The 17,873-nt window shown below is 38.8% G+C and carries 18 protein-coding genes and 1 other RNA gene; 12 read left to right on the forward strand and 7 right to left on the reverse strand.

The features are described from left to right. From IE867_RS07525 to IE867_RS07540, 4 genes are all read left to right on the forward strand, one after another. A partial coding sequence (locus IE867_RS07525; RefSeq protein WP_192484160.1) for an IS3 family transposase occupies positions 1-587 on the forward strand: 587 nt, incomplete at its 5' end. 136 nt (positions 588-723) lie between these two features. Then, complete coding sequence (locus IE867_RS07530; RefSeq protein ID WP_192484116.1) at positions 724-900, forward strand: hypothetical protein; 177 nt, start codon at positions 724-726, stop codon at positions 898-900. Between the two features lie 354 nt (positions 901-1,254). Beyond that, the gene (locus IE867_RS07535) at positions 1,255-1,392 is read left to right on the forward strand and encodes a hypothetical protein (protein ID WP_192484117.1); all 138 of its coding nucleotides are present in this window, start codon (positions 1,255-1,257) and stop codon (positions 1,390-1,392) included. A 98-nt stretch (positions 1,393-1,490) separates the two neighbouring features. Beyond that, entirely contained in the window at positions 1,491-2,159 is a 669-nt protein-coding gene (locus tag IE867_RS07540) for a hypothetical protein (RefSeq protein ID WP_192484118.1), read from the forward strand. A gap of 314 nt (positions 2,160-2,473) precedes the next feature. Here IE867_RS07540 and IE867_RS07545 read toward each other — a convergent pair whose 3' ends face one another. From IE867_RS07545 to IE867_RS07555, 3 genes are all read right to left on the reverse strand, one after another. Next, positions 2,474-3,610 (reverse strand): hypothetical protein, encoded by a 1,137-nt coding sequence (locus tag IE867_RS07545; RefSeq protein ID WP_192484119.1) that lies wholly within the window; start codon positions 3,608-3,610, stop codon positions 2,474-2,476. Between the two features lie 138 nt (positions 3,611-3,748). Then, positions 3,749-4,159: a transfer-messenger RNA gene (gene ssrA / locus IE867_RS07550) on the reverse strand. Between the two features lie 73 nt (positions 4,160-4,232). Continuing rightward, the gene (locus IE867_RS07555) at positions 4,233-5,723 is read right to left on the reverse strand and encodes an MFS transporter (protein WP_192484120.1); all 1,491 of its coding nucleotides are present in this window, start codon (positions 5,721-5,723) and stop codon (positions 4,233-4,235) included. Between the two features lie 199 nt (positions 5,724-5,922). On the opposite strand from IE867_RS07555, the gene IE867_RS07560 reads away from it, so the two are divergent. The 8 genes from IE867_RS07560 to IE867_RS07595 all read left to right on the forward strand — a co-directional run bounded on the left by IE867_RS07560 (position 5,923) and on the right by IE867_RS07595 (position 13,172). Next, the gene (locus IE867_RS07560) at positions 5,923-6,675 is read left to right on the forward strand and encodes a YebC/PmpR family DNA-binding transcriptional regulator (protein ID WP_192484121.1); all 753 of its coding nucleotides are present in this window, start codon (positions 5,923-5,925) and stop codon (positions 6,673-6,675) included. Next, positions 6,672-7,187 (forward strand): crossover junction endodeoxyribonuclease RuvC, encoded by a 516-nt coding sequence (ruvC, locus tag IE867_RS07565; protein ID WP_192484122.1) that lies wholly within the window; start codon positions 6,672-6,674, stop codon positions 7,185-7,187. Before IE867_RS07560 ends, ruvC begins: the two co-directional genes overlap by 4 nt. Then, positions 7,184-7,831, forward strand: a complete 648-nt coding sequence (ruvA, locus tag IE867_RS07570) for a Holliday junction branch migration protein RuvA (RefSeq protein WP_192484123.1) — start codon at positions 7,184-7,186, stop codon at positions 7,829-7,831. The genes ruvC and ruvA overlap by 4 nt, the downstream gene beginning before the upstream one ends. Positions 7,832-7,948: 117 nt before the next feature. Next, entirely contained in the window at positions 7,949-8,779 is an 831-nt protein-coding gene (locus tag IE867_RS07575; protein ID WP_192484124.1) for a 2'-5' RNA ligase family protein, read from the forward strand. Next, positions 8,776-9,333, forward strand: a complete 558-nt coding sequence (locus tag IE867_RS07580; protein ID WP_192484125.1) for a DNA-3-methyladenine glycosylase I — start codon at positions 8,776-8,778, stop codon at positions 9,331-9,333. The genes IE867_RS07575 and IE867_RS07580 overlap by 4 nt, the downstream gene beginning before the upstream one ends. Before the next feature lie 107 nt (positions 9,334-9,440). Further along, on the forward strand, positions 9,441-10,460 hold the full coding sequence (locus IE867_RS07585; RefSeq protein WP_203249771.1) for an extracellular solute-binding protein: 1,020 nt from the start codon (positions 9,441-9,443) through the stop codon (positions 10,458-10,460). A gap of 20 nt (positions 10,461-10,480) precedes the next feature. After that, on the forward strand, positions 10,481-12,100 hold the full coding sequence (locus IE867_RS07590) for an ABC transporter permease (RefSeq protein ID WP_192484126.1): 1,620 nt from the start codon (positions 10,481-10,483) through the stop codon (positions 12,098-12,100). Between the two features lies 1 nt (position 12,101). Beyond that, positions 12,102-13,172 carry an ABC transporter ATP-binding protein gene (locus IE867_RS07595; protein ID WP_192484127.1) on the forward strand — a complete coding sequence of 357 codons (1,071 nt, stop codon included), beginning with the start codon at positions 12,102-12,104 and terminating at the stop codon, positions 13,170-13,172. A 3-nt stretch (positions 13,173-13,175) separates the two neighbouring features. On the opposite strand, the gene IE867_RS07600 is transcribed toward IE867_RS07595, so the two are convergent. From IE867_RS07600 to hutU, 4 genes are read right to left on the reverse strand one after another with little or no spacing between them, the layout of a single operon-like run. Continuing rightward, the gene (locus IE867_RS07600; protein WP_192484128.1) at positions 13,176-13,367 is read right to left on the reverse strand and encodes a hypothetical protein; all 192 of its coding nucleotides are present in this window, start codon (positions 13,365-13,367) and stop codon (positions 13,176-13,178) included. Positions 13,368-13,383: 16 nt separating this feature from the next. Beyond that, positions 13,384-14,580 (reverse strand): imidazolonepropionase, encoded by a 1,197-nt coding sequence (gene hutI / locus IE867_RS07605; protein WP_192484129.1) that lies wholly within the window; start codon positions 14,578-14,580, stop codon positions 13,384-13,386. Between the two features lie 14 nt (positions 14,581-14,594). Continuing rightward, entirely contained in the window at positions 14,595-16,172 is a 1,578-nt protein-coding gene (gene hutH, locus IE867_RS07610) for a histidine ammonia-lyase (protein WP_225629990.1), read from the reverse strand. Further along, complete coding sequence (gene hutU, locus IE867_RS07615; protein ID WP_192484130.1) at positions 16,169-17,869, reverse strand: urocanate hydratase; 1,701 nt, start codon at positions 17,867-17,869, stop codon at positions 16,169-16,171. Before hutU ends, hutH begins: the two co-directional genes overlap by 4 nt. Positions 17,870-17,873: the final 4 nt, after the last annotated feature.

Genomic DNA, 17,873 nt, shown 5'->3' on the forward strand with positions numbered 1-17,873 from the left:
TTGACCAAGCAAATATGGTTTGGTGTACAGATTTGACTTACATTCGCCTAAATCAAGGCTTTATCTACTTATCTGTGATCATGGATTGGTATAGTCGTTATGTGCTTAGTTGGGGACTTAGCAACTCTATGGAAGCCTCATTCTGTGTTGGCACATTAGAAGATGCGTTATTGCATTACGGAAAGCCTGATATTTTTAACAGTGATCAAGGGTCGCAGTATACCAGTACTGAATTTACAGGGCTTCTTTTAGCAAATGATATTAAGATTAGCATGGATGGTCGAGGTCGTGCCTTTGATAATATTTTTATAGAACGCTTGTGGCGTAGCGTTAAATATGAGGAGGTTTACATAAAAGATTATGCTGATATGCAAGAAGCCAAACGCTCATTAAAACGATACTTTGAGTTTTACAATTATGAAAGACATCATCAAGGTCTTGCGTATAAAAAACCAGCGGAGGTTTATTTCAACACTAACTATAAAAACACTGATGCCGACGCATTTAAAGAGAAACTATTATCCGGCTTAAAACCAAATGAAAACATTTGTTTGAAGCCTATAGTTGATGAGTTGAATTTGCAGTAGAAAATATCCCATTTTTATTGCAAAGTGGTCTAGACAATGGGGAGTACTTTATATCTTAGTGTTTTTGTTGGTCCATTAACACAATAAATTATGGATTGGCAACTCGTAAACTTTATTTTTGATTATCACTCAACCCTTGATTCGCATTAAACATGAGGAAAATGCAGCCAAACATTTTTCATGTGGTGATTGTATGGAAATGAGTGCATTGGGTGCACAATTTCTCAAGCAGAATGGTTTTGATGGGACGGTAAGTGTTATGGGGATCGGTGAGGATGTTACAACAAATCATGCATTTATTGAGGTTGGCTGAAAGTCATGGGTAATCAGGAAATGATTTGCGATTGGTAATATTAATAATTTAAAATTATTGATATATATTTGATGTCAGCAGTTTATTAAAATTATCAACATTAGCAAAGTATTAAAGTCAACTACAAGATATATGCAAGAAGTATGGGTTGTGTATAGTGGCTAGTATTTTAAAAGATTAATTTCTTCAAAGCAGGCACAAGCTTTTGAAGGTATACGTCATAAAAGTAACAATAGAAAATTATTTTATGTTGGGCTTTTAGTGACAGGTGCATCAGTGATAGTGATTGCTGCATTTATTAGCATGATGCTATCCGTTTTATAAATTTAATTTAAACAGTCATTAGGAGATGTTATGAAAAAGATATGTGTACTATTAGTTAGTGTTTTTATGTTAGGCTCAACAGTTGGTGCTTTTGCGCATAATACGGATTATACAGCAAATGCAAACCATGCTTACAAGCAAAGCATAGTACAAACCCAGCAAGATTAATTTTGACTCAAAGTATTAGGTAAATTGACGGTTTTAGATGTTTGAAATAATCCTCATAAATTATTTGTGATGGGTATAAAGGCAAGGAGCTTATGTAAATGCTGCTTAAAAGGGATGCAGGCTTTTTAGTGCTTGAAGGTTGTGTGTGCTATCGAGCATTAGACGATAGGTACATAGAAAACACGATTGATTTTGCTACTAGGCACCTTTTAGAGCATGAGTGTTTAATAAGTAAAACAGATCTTGATTACACTACTTTTAGATGGTTTGTGCAGTTATATTGTCAAGCTGCGTTGCGCCATGGTTTATCTGTTATTGCGTTGGATGCAGATAGTGGTGAGGTGATTGGTTTTGCAATTAATGAAGACCCTTACTCTGCTATTGCAGTAGATGAGAATATCTTTTATGAGGTGAGCTTAAGTTTTCATCCAATTTTAGATATAGTTTCACTATTTAAATCAGGACTTGATGTTATCTCTACTCAGTTGCAAGCTACTTTTCATTTGCACTTGTTGGGAGTAAAGCTATGTTGGCAAGGAAATGGTATTGCTACAAGGCCTATTGAGTTATCTGAAGAAATTGCAAAGAAGAATGGTTTTCATAGTATGGTGACTATAGCAACAAATTGGCATTTGAGAAAAGGCTATGAAAAATTAGAGTATAAAATTATCGAGAATGCGCTTTGTAAGGGTTTTGTTGTTGATGGGGAAAAGCCTTTTTCACATATTGTAGATGGTGGAGTTTATTTGCTCAGTAAGAAGCTGTAAACATTATTTTTAATTTTTAGGCCTTGCTTGTTTAACAATCTTGAAAAATTGCGCGGGGGAACGCGGCCGTTGTTTAGCATGGATGCTGGCACGGTTTGTTTTTTAAGAAATACTGCAACTGGCTCAGATTAGCGATATAGCAACTGTAAAGCACTTTGTGGTTGGTATAAATACACCCTCAATAATTAACCACTAAATAAATGTACTTAATTCACTTAACATTATTAGCACAAATGGGTAATATGTGCAGCATTACAATAGTGATTTAATGAAGCTATGTTAGTAAACGAGAGAGAGCACTCCTGATATAGTTTCTACGCTGCATTTTTATAAATATGCTGCTTAACTAAATTCCAGTCTTGAGCCCACTGGTTACTTGCTAAAGAGGTTCTAAGTTGCAATACCTTATGTGCAGACCCTCGGTTCCATTGCGCCTTATATTTCTTTTTAAACCGAGTATTAATAACACTCTCAACACCGCTTTCTATTGCACTGCTCGTGTATACTTTTCCTAATGTTCGTCTTGACTCATAATCCACTAAATATGCTTTATTATTAGCTATGTATTTCAGTAAATCATGTGCCTTATCTGCAAATTCAGTTGTTACAAGCAACCCATAAAGCTCAGATAGTCTAGTGATTGCCTCATCAGTTTTACCATGCCACACCTTCCATTTAATGGACGTAAGTTGCTCAGACTTATCACTGTTTAATTGACCAATTAACGTATCAAACTTCTTAGATATATGATACCAGTCAAGAATATAAGTAATTGATTTGCAGTGTTTTTTAAGGGATTTTAAAACATTCCAGCAATTCTTAGCACCATCTGATAAGGCAATGACATCAGTTTGTTTGGTCAACCCCTCCTTCTTTGCGGCAATCAAAGTCATCGCTTTAATTGATTTATGATGATCCTTATAACTTGAAGCTGCATAAGATTTTTGAGTGATTTCTCTATCTACATTATCTGTTTTTTTAGATGCTTTTCTGACTAAATTTTCAGGGTTGTAAACTTTAGTTAGCAAAGCTTCAAAATTACCTCGGGTTGGATGCTTATCTTTAATATAACCACCATCAGTTTGCACAATTAATTCTGCTGCAGCTTTGATTTCAAAATCCTTCAGACAATCCTCATCTTGATGTATCTCATGCAAATGCTGCCCAACACGCTCAGCTGTTCTCTTTAAATTCAGCTGACCATTCACTGGTCTATGACGCTTTACTTGTGCATCTAGTTCATGCTGGGCTTCAACGAATGACATCTTAGATGCAGCAACTGCTTGCATCTCTAATAAATCAGGATGACGGTAGTCCCCAAATAAGCCTTGAATGCTATAAGCTATTAGTTTTCGACACTCATGATTAGTACATCTTCTTCTAGGTAAGTTTATCTTATGATCACTGAATACGCTGTTAAAGTTAGATTCATAAGTTCCGTAATTTCTCATTTCACTGCCACATGCTGGACAGGTATCTTCAAGATCGTAAACGGTTGATTGAAATTTTAGGTAATTATCCTGTATACGGTGCAATATCTCTATTTGTTCTACATGGTTGTAACCTAAATCATCTATTGGTTTTTAATTTGGTGGAGGCGGCGGGAGTTGAACCCGCGTCCGCAAACTCGCCATCTTCAGATCTACATGCTTAGATTTATCTATTATCTTTAACTTAAACTTGCCCGATAAATCAGGGCAGCATTTAAGCGAGTCTTAAGATTTAACCGCAGTGTTTAGACAGACACGTTGGCGATCTTGTGAAAGAGATGAACGAACGTAAGATAGATCCACAAGCAAATACTATCGGTTCGTGCGTATCTAGGTTCTTAAGCTAGATTAAGCAGCTTTACGAGCAGCGAAAGCTGCATCGTTAGCTACAACGCGTGCTTTTTTATTTTTGCCAGTTATTAGCAAATTGTAACGTGTTTTACGAGGCAGATACACCCTCGGCATGCACTGCAAGACATTGACATTCCCGTCGAAGCCATATTCGCCCCCAGTGAGGTTTGTTATTGTAGGTAAGGGTATCAATAAAGGCAAGTGGCAAGCTGAATTATTTTACTTATTTTGCTCATTTTGATTTTTGTGCAAATCGGGCGTAGATAACAATGCCAATTAATGGTGCTAATAAACCAATAACTGAGACGGTGATTAATAAGACGCCAAGCTCACTATAATTTGCCGGTGTGCTAATGGTGTTATTGCTATGATCGATAACTTCACGTGTGACAACAAAGATTTGATTAAGGTATTTGCTAAATAGTGATCCGGCAGTTAAGGCTAGATTCATAAAGCTTGCCATTAAAGCAAACCAGGTTGCGGCATTGCCCTTAGGTGCATAACGCGCGATAAGGGCTAACATCGGAATCATTGCCAATTGGGCAAAGGGTGAGGCAATCGCGCTATCAATGAGTACAATAGTGCGTGCACCAAAACCAAAATAAACCATTGTCCATTCATGTAAGCCATAATAAAGTGCGATAAGTGGCAGCTCTAATAAAAAGCCTGCAACAGTGAGCCATAACAGTACCCATGCGATCGACTTCTCGGTGATAAGACGCGCGAAAAACCACATACCAACAATCGACATAAAAGCACCAATTTGTGAAAGTGTGCCAAAAAAAGCTTTGTCAAATCCAAGTACATCGATCATAAACCATTGAGCGCTAGGGCCCGCAGTAGGTGAGGCGCGAAAGATAAAGATCATAAGGGCTGCGACAAAAATAGCACGCAATAAATCTCTGGGTAATTCTTTGGTAATTGATTTAAGTAAATAGATAATAATCACTAACGATACGACAAAGACAATCTCTTGGGCAAAAGGAATGCTACTTAAGCCGATTACAATAATAAAAACAGCGTAGATCAACCCGCCAATAAGCACGGTTTTGTTAATTGGTTTTCTCGATACTTTATCCAAGCGAATACATAAAATACCGGTAATACTAATCAATGGAATAACTAAGGTGAGCAGAAATAGATTTTGATAACTCATCACTTGTGCAAGCCAACCACCAAGACCAGCAACCAAAAACATGCCTAGGCTTAAACTTAAGCGTCCTAAGAGTTGAACCATTGCTAGATCTTTATCGATATCTTTTTGAGGGCGTCCCTTGCGTTCAACCACCTCAACACTCATGGCGTCAGCAACAACATCCTGTAAAACAACACCAAGAACAGTTAAAAGTGATGATACAAAGAAAAGGGTGTTATCAGGTGCTAAAGCCACGATAAAAGACCAGCGCCCAGCTAATCCTGCCATAAGTAGAGAGCCACAAACCATTAAAATCGCTGCAAGATAGATATAGGCTTTACGCTGTGAACCAAACAAGGGCAGACTGTCAACAAACTGCCCAAAAACCATTTTGATATTCCATGGTAAGCTTAACCATACACCAATAACAATAAGGCTTTCAGCTGATAAGTTTAATTGCTCTTTGACAAAAAAGGACTCACCAATGCCTGAGAAGATGCTACAACCATAGGCAAAATAAATCATCAATAGTGGCAAATAACGTAGGCGCATCGCTTTGATTGGTTGGATTAAACTATCGACTTGCATATTAAAATAATCCTTGCCTGATATTCCTTGTAATATTAAGCATAGCTAAGATTATCTAATTTACAAAAATCATATCAAACGCACTAATCACGGCATTGTTTTGCCATCTTTTATGATACAATTGCCGCGTTTTATTAAGCTGAATGCAAAAAATAGCAAATATCTAAAAGAATATATAAAGAGTAAAAGAGGTTTTGATATGGCTGGTCACAGTAAATGGGCAAACATTAAACATAAAAAAGCAAAAGAAGATGCTAAGCGTGGTAAGGTTTTTACTAAGCTGATTCGTGAGATCACCGTTGCCGCACGCTTGGGTGGCGGGGACAAAGATTCAAACCCACGTTTACGCGCGGCAGTGGCAACCGCATTATCGAATAATATGACCAAAGATACGATTGAGCGCGCGATTAAGAAAGGTGCTGGTGGTGAAGAAGGTGGAAACTTAGAAGAAATTCGTTATGAGGGTTACGGTCCTGCGGGTGTTGCATTTATCGTTGATTGTATGACCGATAATCGCAATCGTACGGTGGCTGAGGTGCGTCACGCCTTTACCAAAGCCGGCGGCAATTTGGGTACGGATGGTTCAGTGGCGTATATGTTTAATAAAAAGGGCATTATCAGTTTTGAGACCGGCTTAGATGAAGATATGGTGATGGAAGTCGCCCTTGAAGCTGGTGCTGAAGATATTGTGAGTTTTGATGATGGTGCGATTGATGTTATTACCGATCCTAATACATTCTCAGAAGTCAATGATGCTTTAGAAGCTAAAGGCTTAAAAGCAATCTCGGCTGAGATTACAATGGATGCGGATGTTAAAACCAATATTGACGATGCCGAAATTGCACAAAAGATTATGAATATGATCGATCGCTTAGAGGATCTTGATGATGTGCAAAGCGTCTATAGCAATGTCGAGTTTGATGAAAGTGTTATGGATGCGCTTAATTCGTGATTATTTTAGGCATTGATCCAGGCTCGCGCATTACTGGATTTGGTGTAATCAAAGTGCAGGCAAAAGAATGTTTGTATGTTACCAGTGGTTGTATCCGTATTACTAAAGAAGCAACCGCTGAGCGCTTAAAACAAATTCAAGATGGGATTAATGATATTGTTTCGGCTTATTGCCCAACGGAAGCGGCAATTGAACAGATCTTTATGTTTCAAAATCCAGGAGCTGCATTGAAACTCGGACAAGCACGAGGTGTAGCCATGTGCGCTTTAGCAAATCAAAATCTCACGATTAACGAATACTCAGCTAAGCAAGTTAAGCAGGCCGTTGTCGGAAATGGTAATGCAACAAAGTTTCAAGTGCAGCATATGGTGCAATCTTTTTTGCAATTAAGTAGCAAACCACAGGCTGATGCTGCAGATGCTTTGGCGATTGCGATTTGTCATTTTCACAGTCGCAATAGTTTGCAGTTTATTCCAGGAGCCAACAAAATTGTACGAGGACGATTACGATGATTGGAAGAATAAAGGGTGAGCTTATCGAAAAGCAGCCACCATTGATATTGGTTGAAGCAGCTGGTGTCGGTTATGAGGTATGGGTACCAATGAGCTCGATTTATAAGCTGGGTGATGTTGGGCAAGAAGTGATACTGCATACCCATTTTGTTGTGCGTGAAGATGCGCAGCAACTTTATGGCTTTGCCACTAAGTCAGATCGTAGATTATTCCAAGAGCTTATTAAGATCAATGGCATTGGTGCTAAGATGGCGCTAGCAATCTTATCGGGTATGGACGGGGTAACTTTTGTCAGCTGTATTGAGTCACAAGATCATGGGTTGTTATGCACGATTCCAGGCGTTGGTAAAAAAACGGCGGAGCGTATTATTATTGAGATGAAAGATAAGATCACAAAATTAGTCCTTGAGTTAGATGCTTTAACACAGAATATGCCACATACTACAGAAGAGAGTGCAAGTCATGTTCATTCAGGTAATACAAGCTATCAGGCAAGTTCAGCGGTGCACCAAGCGATTGATGCACTGGAAGCACTTGGTTATAAGCGTAAAGAAGCTGAGAAATACGTGCATAAAGTCAAAAATGACGCTGATAGTGTCGAGAGCCTTATTCGTTTGGCATTGCAAGGGACGCAAAAGGTATAAAAGACGCAAAAGATGTAAAGGTTATTTGCTATAAAACATTCTTCACTTAAATAAAAACTTTGTTAAGCTAATCGACGAATATTTTACATGGACAAATAGAAGGTGAGAGATTAACTTATGAAAAAAGTCAAAAAAATGGAAAAAATCGTTAAAACATTATCGTTACCACTGATAGGTATGGGCTTAATGTCATCAGCAGTTGCAATGACAAATTACCAAGGTCCTAATCAGACAAAAGCACTATTTATATTACATAATGCGCATGTAAATCCTTTATACAAGCCCGTGCTTCAAGTGCCTGCTAAAGATAACCTAAAAGGGCATGCTAATGTGTATCAGGGGGAATATGCCGTATATATTCCTATTAAAGGGGATGAGTCATTATTGACACTGCTAAAAGAAGTCAATACGTTGGCATACCCTGATATGGCAACAAGAGTTATGACAACGCCGCATATTAGTGTCATTCAAGGTGTATTTAAGGGCAAAAACTATCAAGAGTTGGTTGAAGCGGTTACTCAATTGGCGAAAAACACCAAAGCGCAAGAGGTGACTTTAGCCAAGAACTTCAGCGTGGCAGGAGATACCTTATCTTTGGATGTTGCCGGAGATAACGCCTTTTTGAATGAGCTTAATGCAGAGTTAACGGCCAAAACGCACCCCAATGCACCAACGCATCAAACGATTGTTGCTATTGAAGAAGGGCATGCAGATCTTACGCAAATGCAAAGTGGTAGCGCGTGGCGTGATTATAATATTCCAGGCAGCAATCGCTCACATATCACAGCGGTTTATAACAAAGGTAATAGTGAATTGGCTACCAAAGCAAATAAGTTACTCAATAACAAAAGCTATAGCGTAATGGTTGATAGCATCGCAATTGCCAAAATGGATGATAATGGTAATTTATATGGCAAGCCGATTTTTGTTGCTCAATTCAAATCATGAGTTTGACGCGTTGCCCTTGGGCAAACTCAAGCCAAGAGATGCAAAATTATCATGATCACGAATGGGGTGTGCCACTATATGATGAACAAAGGCTATTTGAGTTTTTATGTTTAGAAGGAGCGCAAGCAGGCTTAAGCTGGCAGACGATATTAAAGCGACGTGATAATTATCGCCAAGCTTTTTATGACTTTCAGATTGATAAAGTTGCAAACATGACAGCGGATGATGTTGAAGCTTTAATGCAAAACACAGGCATTATTCGCAATCGTCTTAAAATCAAAAGTGTGATTAACAATGCTAAAATTTGGCTTAAGTTATCTACAACGCAATCAATGGTTGAGGTACTTTGGCATTTTGCGCCCAAAGAAATAATTATTTATACAGAGCACGAAGCGATTCCGGCATTCACTGAAGCGTCAAAGCAGATGAGTAAATGGCTTAAGTCACAAGGTTTTAGCTTTGTTGGGCCAACGATATGTTATGCCTTTATGCAAGCAACAGGGATGGTCAATGATCACTTGAGATCATGTTTTACTCGGAGTAGATCAAAATAATAGATTAAAAATATCTGCTGTAACAATATTGATAATTGTTCTCATAAAAATACAATGCCACTTAACTTAATTAAGCAAACCAGTTCAATTCAATCAAAGGGGATATTATGTTGAAGCGCTTTATTAATATAGCAGCTATTAGTGTTAGTTTATTTGCTTTTACTATCGTTTACGCCAAAGAAGAAGTTAATGTCTATTCATACCGACAGCCTTTTTTAATCAAGCCAATTTTGGATCAGTTTAGTCAAATGCATAATATCAAAGTTAATATTATTTTTGCTGATAAAGGTTTAGAGGAACGTATTGCACGTGAGGGTAAATATTCGCCAGCAGATGTGATTTTGGCAGTGGATATCTCACGAGTAATGGAGTTTGTTAGTCGTAATTTAGTACAACCGGTAAGCTCGAAACTGTTAACTGAAAATATTCCTGCTAATTTGCAAGATGCAAAGAGTGGGTGGTTTGCACTGACAACACGTGCTAGAAGTATCTATGCACAAAAAGGATTGCCAGATATTGATACATTGAATTATGAAGATTTAGCAAATCCTGAGTTTAAAGGAAAAATTTGCATGCGAAGTGCTAAGCACCCATACAATATAGCCTTAATTGCATCAATGATCGCCAATAATGGTTATGATCAAACAAAAGAATGGTTGATAAAAGTCAAGGAGAATCTTGCGCGCAAACCACAAGGCAATGATCGTGCGCAAGTTAAAGCAATTAAAGATAATCTATGCCAATACTCATTAGGCAATAGTTATTACTATGGCAAAATGTTGCTAGATGAACAGCAAAAATCATGGGCAGAAGCTGTGACTATTGTTTTTCCAAATCAAAATAATCGTGGTACACATGTCAATGTTTCAGCAATGATGATGGCAAAGTATGCGCCAAATCGTGACAATGCTTTAAAATTGATGGAATATCTTGCTAGTGAGGAAGCGCAAAGCATGTATGCAACGCTTAATATGGAGTATCCGGTTAACCCTAGCGTTAATCCCTCTCCATTAGTGGCATCATGGGGTGCATTTAAGACTGATTCAATTGATCTAAATAAAATTGCTGATAATCGCAAACTTGCGCTTAAACTTGTTGATGAAACAAGATTTGATCTAGCAAGTTAAATTTTGGTTATTGGCTATAAATGATCAATAAAGTTATTCTTACTATTGCAAGCTTTATCGCAGCATTAATATTAATGCCAGTTTTTGCATTGCTCGTAGAATCAATCACTCAATCAAATCAAGCGATTTTTGAGCACCTTTGGCAGACAACACTATTTCATTATATTAAAAATTCACTTTTGCTTGGACTAGGCGTTGTATTATTAAGTTTATTTTTTGCCATTCCAAGCGCTTGGCTTGTGACGCATTTTGAATTTCCTTTGAGCCGTTATTTTCAATGGTTATTGGTATTGCCATTGGCAATACCATCTTATGTTGTGGCTTATCTTTATACGGATTTATTTGATTATTCAGGTGTTGTGCAGTCAACCATTCGTTGGTTATTTGACTTTGATCATGCAAATGATTATTGGTTTTTTAATATACGGAGCTTAGGTGGCGCCATTTTTATTTTGGCATTGAATCTTTACCCTTACCTTTTTTTATTACTGAAAACAGCATTTTCTCAACAATCAACGCATCTAGATGATGCTGCCTCTTTATTGGGTGGTAGTTCATATCGACGATTTGTTAAGATTACCTTGCCGCTGGCTATGCCGGTTATCATTGCTGGATGTGCTTTAATTGCGATGGAAAGTCTATCTGAATTTGCGACAGTACAGTATTTTGCTATCAATACATTAACTACCGCAATTTATGACACATGGCTTGGGTTAGGGTCGCTAAGTGCAGCGGCTAAATTAGCAATGATTCTACTGTTGTTTATCATCATTTTATTGAGTATTACACGCTATTTTCAGAAAAGAGAATTAGCTATTACTCATGCTGAGCCTAGAAGAAAAATAGCATTGGATCGCAGAGGTAAGTTTTTAGCTTTTTGCTTTTGTTTTAGCATCTTCTTTCTTGGGTTTTTGTTGCCATTTATAGAGCTTATTTATTACGCAATAAAATATTTTGCAGAATCCATGACACGTTCATTTATCATAATTATACTGCAAACGATGGGCGTAGCGGTAGGTGTTGCTGTAATTTGTATTATTATGGCATTGTTTATCACATTAGCTAAGCGCAATCTTCCCTCTTATACATCACTAAAAATTGTACAAGAAGGGGCAGCCTTGGGATATGCCATTCCTGGAACGGTTCTAGCTATCGCTGTACTTGTGGTGTTAACAGCCTTTGATTATATTCTCAATGATATACTAAATTATTTTCAGAGTGAGTCGATCGGGTTGATATTTAGCGGTAGTGTTTTTGCAATTATTTTTGCTTTTTGCATTCGTTTTTGTAGTATCTCAATCAATACGATTGATGCGCGATTGAAAAATATTTCCAATGATTTCGATCAGGCAGCACAATTATTACGTCATAATAAGTTGAGCGTGAATCTGGCAATTCATTTTCCTTTATTAAAGCATGCCATACTTGCTGCGACTTTATTAATTTTTATCGAAGTAATTAAAGAACTACCTGCAGCGCTAATTTTAAGACCGTTTAACTTTGAGCTGTTATCAACTTATATATTTCAATATATCTCCGATGAAATGATAGAACATGCAGCATTAGGTGCCATGCTTATTACGCTTTTAAGTATGGTTCCTTTGCTGATTATTAATAAATTACTTCATAAAGAGGTGTGAGATGTTGCACGTTAAAGAATTAAACTATCAAGTCAAAGAATCTACCATTTTCAGTCAATTAAACTTTGAGCTTAGCCAAGGAGAATCATTAGCCTTACTTGGCAAGAGTGGCTGTGGTAAAACTACTATCTTAAAGTGTATTGCTGGCGTATTAACCGCAAAATCGGGGCAAATTACCCTTAAGAATCAGTTGCTTTCAGATCAAGGACACACTTTGATACCAGCACACAAACGCAATATCGGTATGATTTTTCAAGACTATGCATTATTTCCACATATGAGTGTATTTGATAACATTGCTTTTGGCATGTCTAAACAAGTCACTAACAATAAAAGCCGGAAAGAAAAGAAAGAGGAGAAAAAAGCTGAAATTAGTTCACTAATAAGACTTGTTCACTTGCCGGAGAGTCTATTATCTCGATATCCGCATGAGCTCTCAGGTGGTCAAAAACAGCGTGTTGCTATTGCTAGAACACTTGCTATTGCGCCACAGCTTGTATTGTTAGATGAGCCATTTTCTAATATTGATAGCGAAGTTAGGTTGTCATTGCTAAGTGATATAAAGACTTTATTTAAAAAGCGGAATATTAGCAGTATTTTAGTGACTCATTCAACGAGTGAGGCATTCAACTTTGCTGATAGAGTTGCAATAATGGAGAACGGTCGCATTGCGCAATTAGATAAACCTTTTGATCTATATCATGCGCCAGCAACAGCGAGCATTGCCCGATTGATATCTGATGGTGTATTGATTAAAGCTAAAGTTAATCAACGGGGAAGACTTCAGTCTGCCATCGGCGAAATTAATGCAAATCAACCATTTGATTCTTGTTACTATCAAATGTTTGTTCGTCCAGATGCTATAGAAATCTTGTATTCAGAGGAGTGTACTGAAAATATATTCACGGCTAAAGTTATAGATTGTCAATTTAACAATGGTCGATTTTATCTGATACTTATATGCCATCAAACACAATTAGTGGCACATCATCATTTGCCGATGACGCTAGGCATGGAGTGTCTTTTTAAGCTTCATGCAAATAAATTGGTTTTAATTCCAGATTGGGCTTAAGCTTTAGTTTTGTATTTTATCTTTGATGCCAAATAGAATAACAGTAGCAATAATTGCCATGCCATTGGCAAACAGGCCTACAGCAATAAACGCTTCACCAATACCAAATACAATGGCGTAGTGGATTTCACTTGGACCAAAATATTGTTGAAATAAAAAAGCACTTATTGATAAATAGGCGATGATAGCACCCATAATGGTACAATACAGCCTAAACGAGCAACTCACCATCCTTAATGGTTGTTTTACGGTAATTTAATGTCGCATCATAGATAATTTGATTGTAATGAGTGCAATCCCACAAAATTAAATCAGCACATTTACCGATGTCAATACTCCCTTTTTGATCTTGAATGCCAAGTGCATAAGCCGCATTAATCGTTGTTGCTTGAAAGGCTTGATAAGGCGTCATGCGAAATAAAGTGCATGCCATATTCATCATCAATGGTAATGACAAAAAGGGTGATGAGCCTGGGTTTGCATCAGTAGCAATAGCAATTTTGACATGATTCTTTAGAAGCTCAGCAATCGGTGGCAGCTTGGTTTCACGTAAGAAATAATAAGCCCCAGGCAATAAAACAGCAACTGTGTTTGCCGCGCGCAGTTTGGCAATATCTTCGATTGCAAGATATTCTAAATGATCAGCTGATAGGGCGTTAAATTCAGCGGCAAGCGCCGCACCTTTTTGATCAGATAACTGCTCGGCATGTAGCTTTAACTGAAACCCAAGTGCTTTGGCGTGAGTAAACAGGCGTTTTATTTGTGTGTGTGAAAAGCCAATATTCTCACAAAATCCATCAACAACGTGTGTTAGATTTTCTTTTTTAAGCACTGGCAGCATGTCAGTAATAATAAAATCAATATATTGATCCTTATCATCAAACTCAGGTGGCAAAGCATGGGCACCTAAAAAGGTAGGTATTATATCGACACCTTTTGATGTGTTAAGTTTTTGCGCAACTTTAAGCATCTTTATTTCAGTATCGATATCTAAGCCGTAACCTGACTTAATTTCACAAGTGGTTGTGCCATACTGCATCATTTGCTTAAGGCGTCTGTGAGCACTATGATATAATGCATCTAAAGAAGCGTTACGTGTTGCTGTAACGGTTGAACGAATGCCGCCGCCTTTGTTGGCAATTTCCTCATACGAGGCACCATTTAAACGCATTTCAAACTCATCCGCGCGATTGCCACCATAGACAAGATGTGTGTGGCAATCAATGAGTCCTGGTGTCACTAGCTGACCATTATGATTAATGGTTTCACGTGCCTTAGGTAGTGCTGAACCTTTGGCTAAGATATCAATGATCTTACCTTCATTGATGACTAAGGAGGAGTTATCCAAAATACGCTCGTCTTGATCGAAGGTTACAAGGCGCGCATTTTGGATGATCAGATCATACATGTTATTAACCTTTCTTATGCTTGAAAAAGTTGCGTGTGAACATCACTATAGAAAGCATGTTGCTTGATGACATCTGTGGCATTTTCGATATCGCGTGCAAAGTAGCGATCCTCATCGTAATAAGGGATTTTAGCGCGAATCTGGCGATATTTGTTATCTAATAGATTGGATGTTTTAAGCGGCGCTCTTAGTGACACCCCTTGACAAGCAGCAAGAACCTCAATACTTAAGATAGATAATACATTTTGAGCAATCGTGTTTAATTTGCGTGCGGCAAAAGTTGCCATACTGACATGATCTTCTTGATTAGCAGAAGTTGGCAGACTGTCAACAGATGCCGGATGCGCCAGTGTTTTATTCTCACTGGCTAATGATGATGCAGTCACATGTGCCAACATAAAGCCTGAATTAAGTCCGGCATTTTCAATTAAAAAGGCAGGTAAGCCGCTTAAATGCTTATCGATCAAAAGGGCAATGCGACGCTCAGAAATCGCACCGATCTCAGCACAAGCAATACTTAGCATATCGGCACTCATAGCGACCATTTCAGCATGGAAGTTGCCACCTGAGATAATCTCTTTGGTTTCGGGCAAGATTAACGGATTATCAGATACGCCATTGGCTTCATTTAATAAATTACGTTTAGCATCATTGATCACTTGCCATGCTGCCCCCATTACTTGTGGTTGACAGCGTAAGGAATAAGGGTCTTGCACTTTGTCACAGTGATCATGCGAATGCATAATTTCGCTGTTTTCCAGCAAATTGCGCATTACTTGTGAGAAAATGATTTGCCCCTCAACGCGTTTGATCTGGGAGATAACAGGATCAAAGGGTTTCATACTGCCAAAGGTTGCTTCAATACTTAAAGCGCCAGCGATAGTGGCAATACTGAAATTACGCTCAACTTTAATCAGGCCCATTAAAGCAATCGCTGTTGATGCTTGTGTGCCGTTAAGTAAGGCCAAGCCTTCTTTTTCCTGAAGCTTAATAGCACTTAAACCTGCTTGTTTTAAAGCGTCTTGTGCACTGATGCGTTGGCCTTGATAACTAACATCCCCTTCACCAATAAGCGGCATACTCATATGTGCCAAAGGTGCTAAATCACCTGATGCTCCAACTGAGCCTTGCTCTGGGATCACCGGATAAATACCATGATTATAAAAGGCGATTAACGCATCTAAGGTCTGCTGTGTGACACCTGAATAGCCCTGCGCAAGACTGTTGATTTTAAGGAGCATGATGAGCTTAACCGTGTCATTATCTAATGGCTTACCAACGCCGGTAGCGTGAGAGAGAACAATACGGCGTTGTAGCTCTTTAAGATCAGCTGTTGGAATTTTCTTATTGGCCAATAAACCAAAACCAGTATTGATGCCATAAACTGTTTTGCCAGCACTTAGTACTTCTTCAACAATGCTGCGAGAAGTTGCTACTTTAGCATAAGCACGATCATCCAAATGAATAGGGCAGGCGCTAGTAATCAGTAATTCAATATCCTGAAGGCTAAGCTCACCAGGGATTAAGCAAAAGCTTTGTGGGTTTAACTCCTTGTTGTTATTTGTATTGGCGTGGTTCATCACTTCACTCATATGAATGCCTCTTTCTTGGTTAAGGTGCAATGATCATCTTTTGAGTTGGCGTTAACCATGGGTAAGTTTAGCCCTTTCTCTTTGGCGCAATTAATGGCGATATCGTAACCGGCATCGGCATGACGCATGACACCCGTGCCTGGATCATTGGTTAATACGCGCTGTAAGCGTTTCGCTGCAGCTTCAGTGCCATCGGCAACAATAACAACACCGGCATGTTGTGAAAAGCCCATGCCGACACCTCCACCATGATGTAGACTCACCCAAGTAGCTCCTCCTGCGGTATTAAGCAGGGCATTTAATAACGGCCAATCAGATACCGCATCAGAGCCGTCTTTCATGCTTTCTGTTTCGCGATTAGGGCTTGCGACAGAGCCTGAATCTAAGTGATCACGACCAATGACGATAGGACCTTTAAGCTCGCCATTTTTGACCATTTCATTAAATGCTAAACCAAGGCGAGCACGATCGCCTAGACCAACCCAGCAAATACGTGCCGGAAGACCCTGAAAAGCAATGCGTTCTTTTGCCATATCAAGCCAATTATGTAGATGCTTATCATGCGGCATAAGCTCTTTAACTTTTTGATCAGTTTTATAAATATCTTCAGGATCACCCGATAAAGCAACCCATCTAAACGGTCCAATGCCTTGGCAAAAGAGTGGGCGGATAAATGCCGGCACAAAACCTGGGAAATCAAACGCATTTTGCAAGCCTTCATCAAAGGCGACTTGACGAATGTTATTACCATAATCAAAAGTTGGAATGCCTTGCTTGGCAAATTCAAGCATGGCTGCTACATGCGCTTTCATTGACTTTTTAGCTTCAGCAACGACAAGATCAGGATTGCTTTGACGCTCTTTTTTAGCCTTTTCTAAGCTCCAACCAATTGGTAAATAGCCATTTAATGGATCATGCGCGCTCGTTTGATCGGTGACTGCATTAGGTTTAATACCGCGTTTGACCATTTCAGGTAAAATCTCAGCAGCATTTCCTAAAAGACCAACAGAGATCGCACGCTTTTCAGCGCAGGCTTTATTGATAATAGCCATTGCCTCATCAAGAGTCTTGGCTTTGTAGTCGACGTATTTGGTACGCAGTCTAAAATCAATACGACTTTCATCACACTCAATGGCTAACACACAAGCGCCAGCTAAAACACCTGCAAGTGTTTGTGCACCCCCCATGCCACCAAGACCCGCTGTGAGAATCCATTTGCCGGATAAGTCGCCGTTATAATACTGGCGTCCCATTTCAACGAAAGTTTCATAGGTGCCTTGGACAATGCCTTGTGAACCGATATAAATCCAAGAGCCAGCGGTCATTTGCCCGTACATCATTAAGCCTTTTTTATCAAGCTCATTGAAGTGCTGCCAATCTGCCCAGTGTGGTACAAGGTTTGAATTGGCAATCAGCACACGTGGTGCATCGGCATGCGTTTTGAAAACACCGACAGGCTTTCCTGATTGAACAAGTAGTGTTTCATCATCTTCAAGCTTCTCAAGACATTCAACGATTTTATCAAAACATTCCCAATTGCGTGCCGCTTTACCGATACCGCCATAAACAACAAGGTCTTGTGGGTGCTCGGCAATATCAGGGTCCAAGTTGTTCATCAACATGCGAAGAGGCGCTTCAGTGAGCCATGATTTAGCGCTAAGTTTGGTGCCTGTTGCGGCTTTGATTGTGCGTGACATAGTA

It is taken from the genome of Cysteiniphilum marinum (assembly GCF_014857925.1).
Classification (GTDB): domain Bacteria; phylum Pseudomonadota; class Gammaproteobacteria; order Francisellales; family Francisellaceae; genus Caedibacter; species Caedibacter marinus.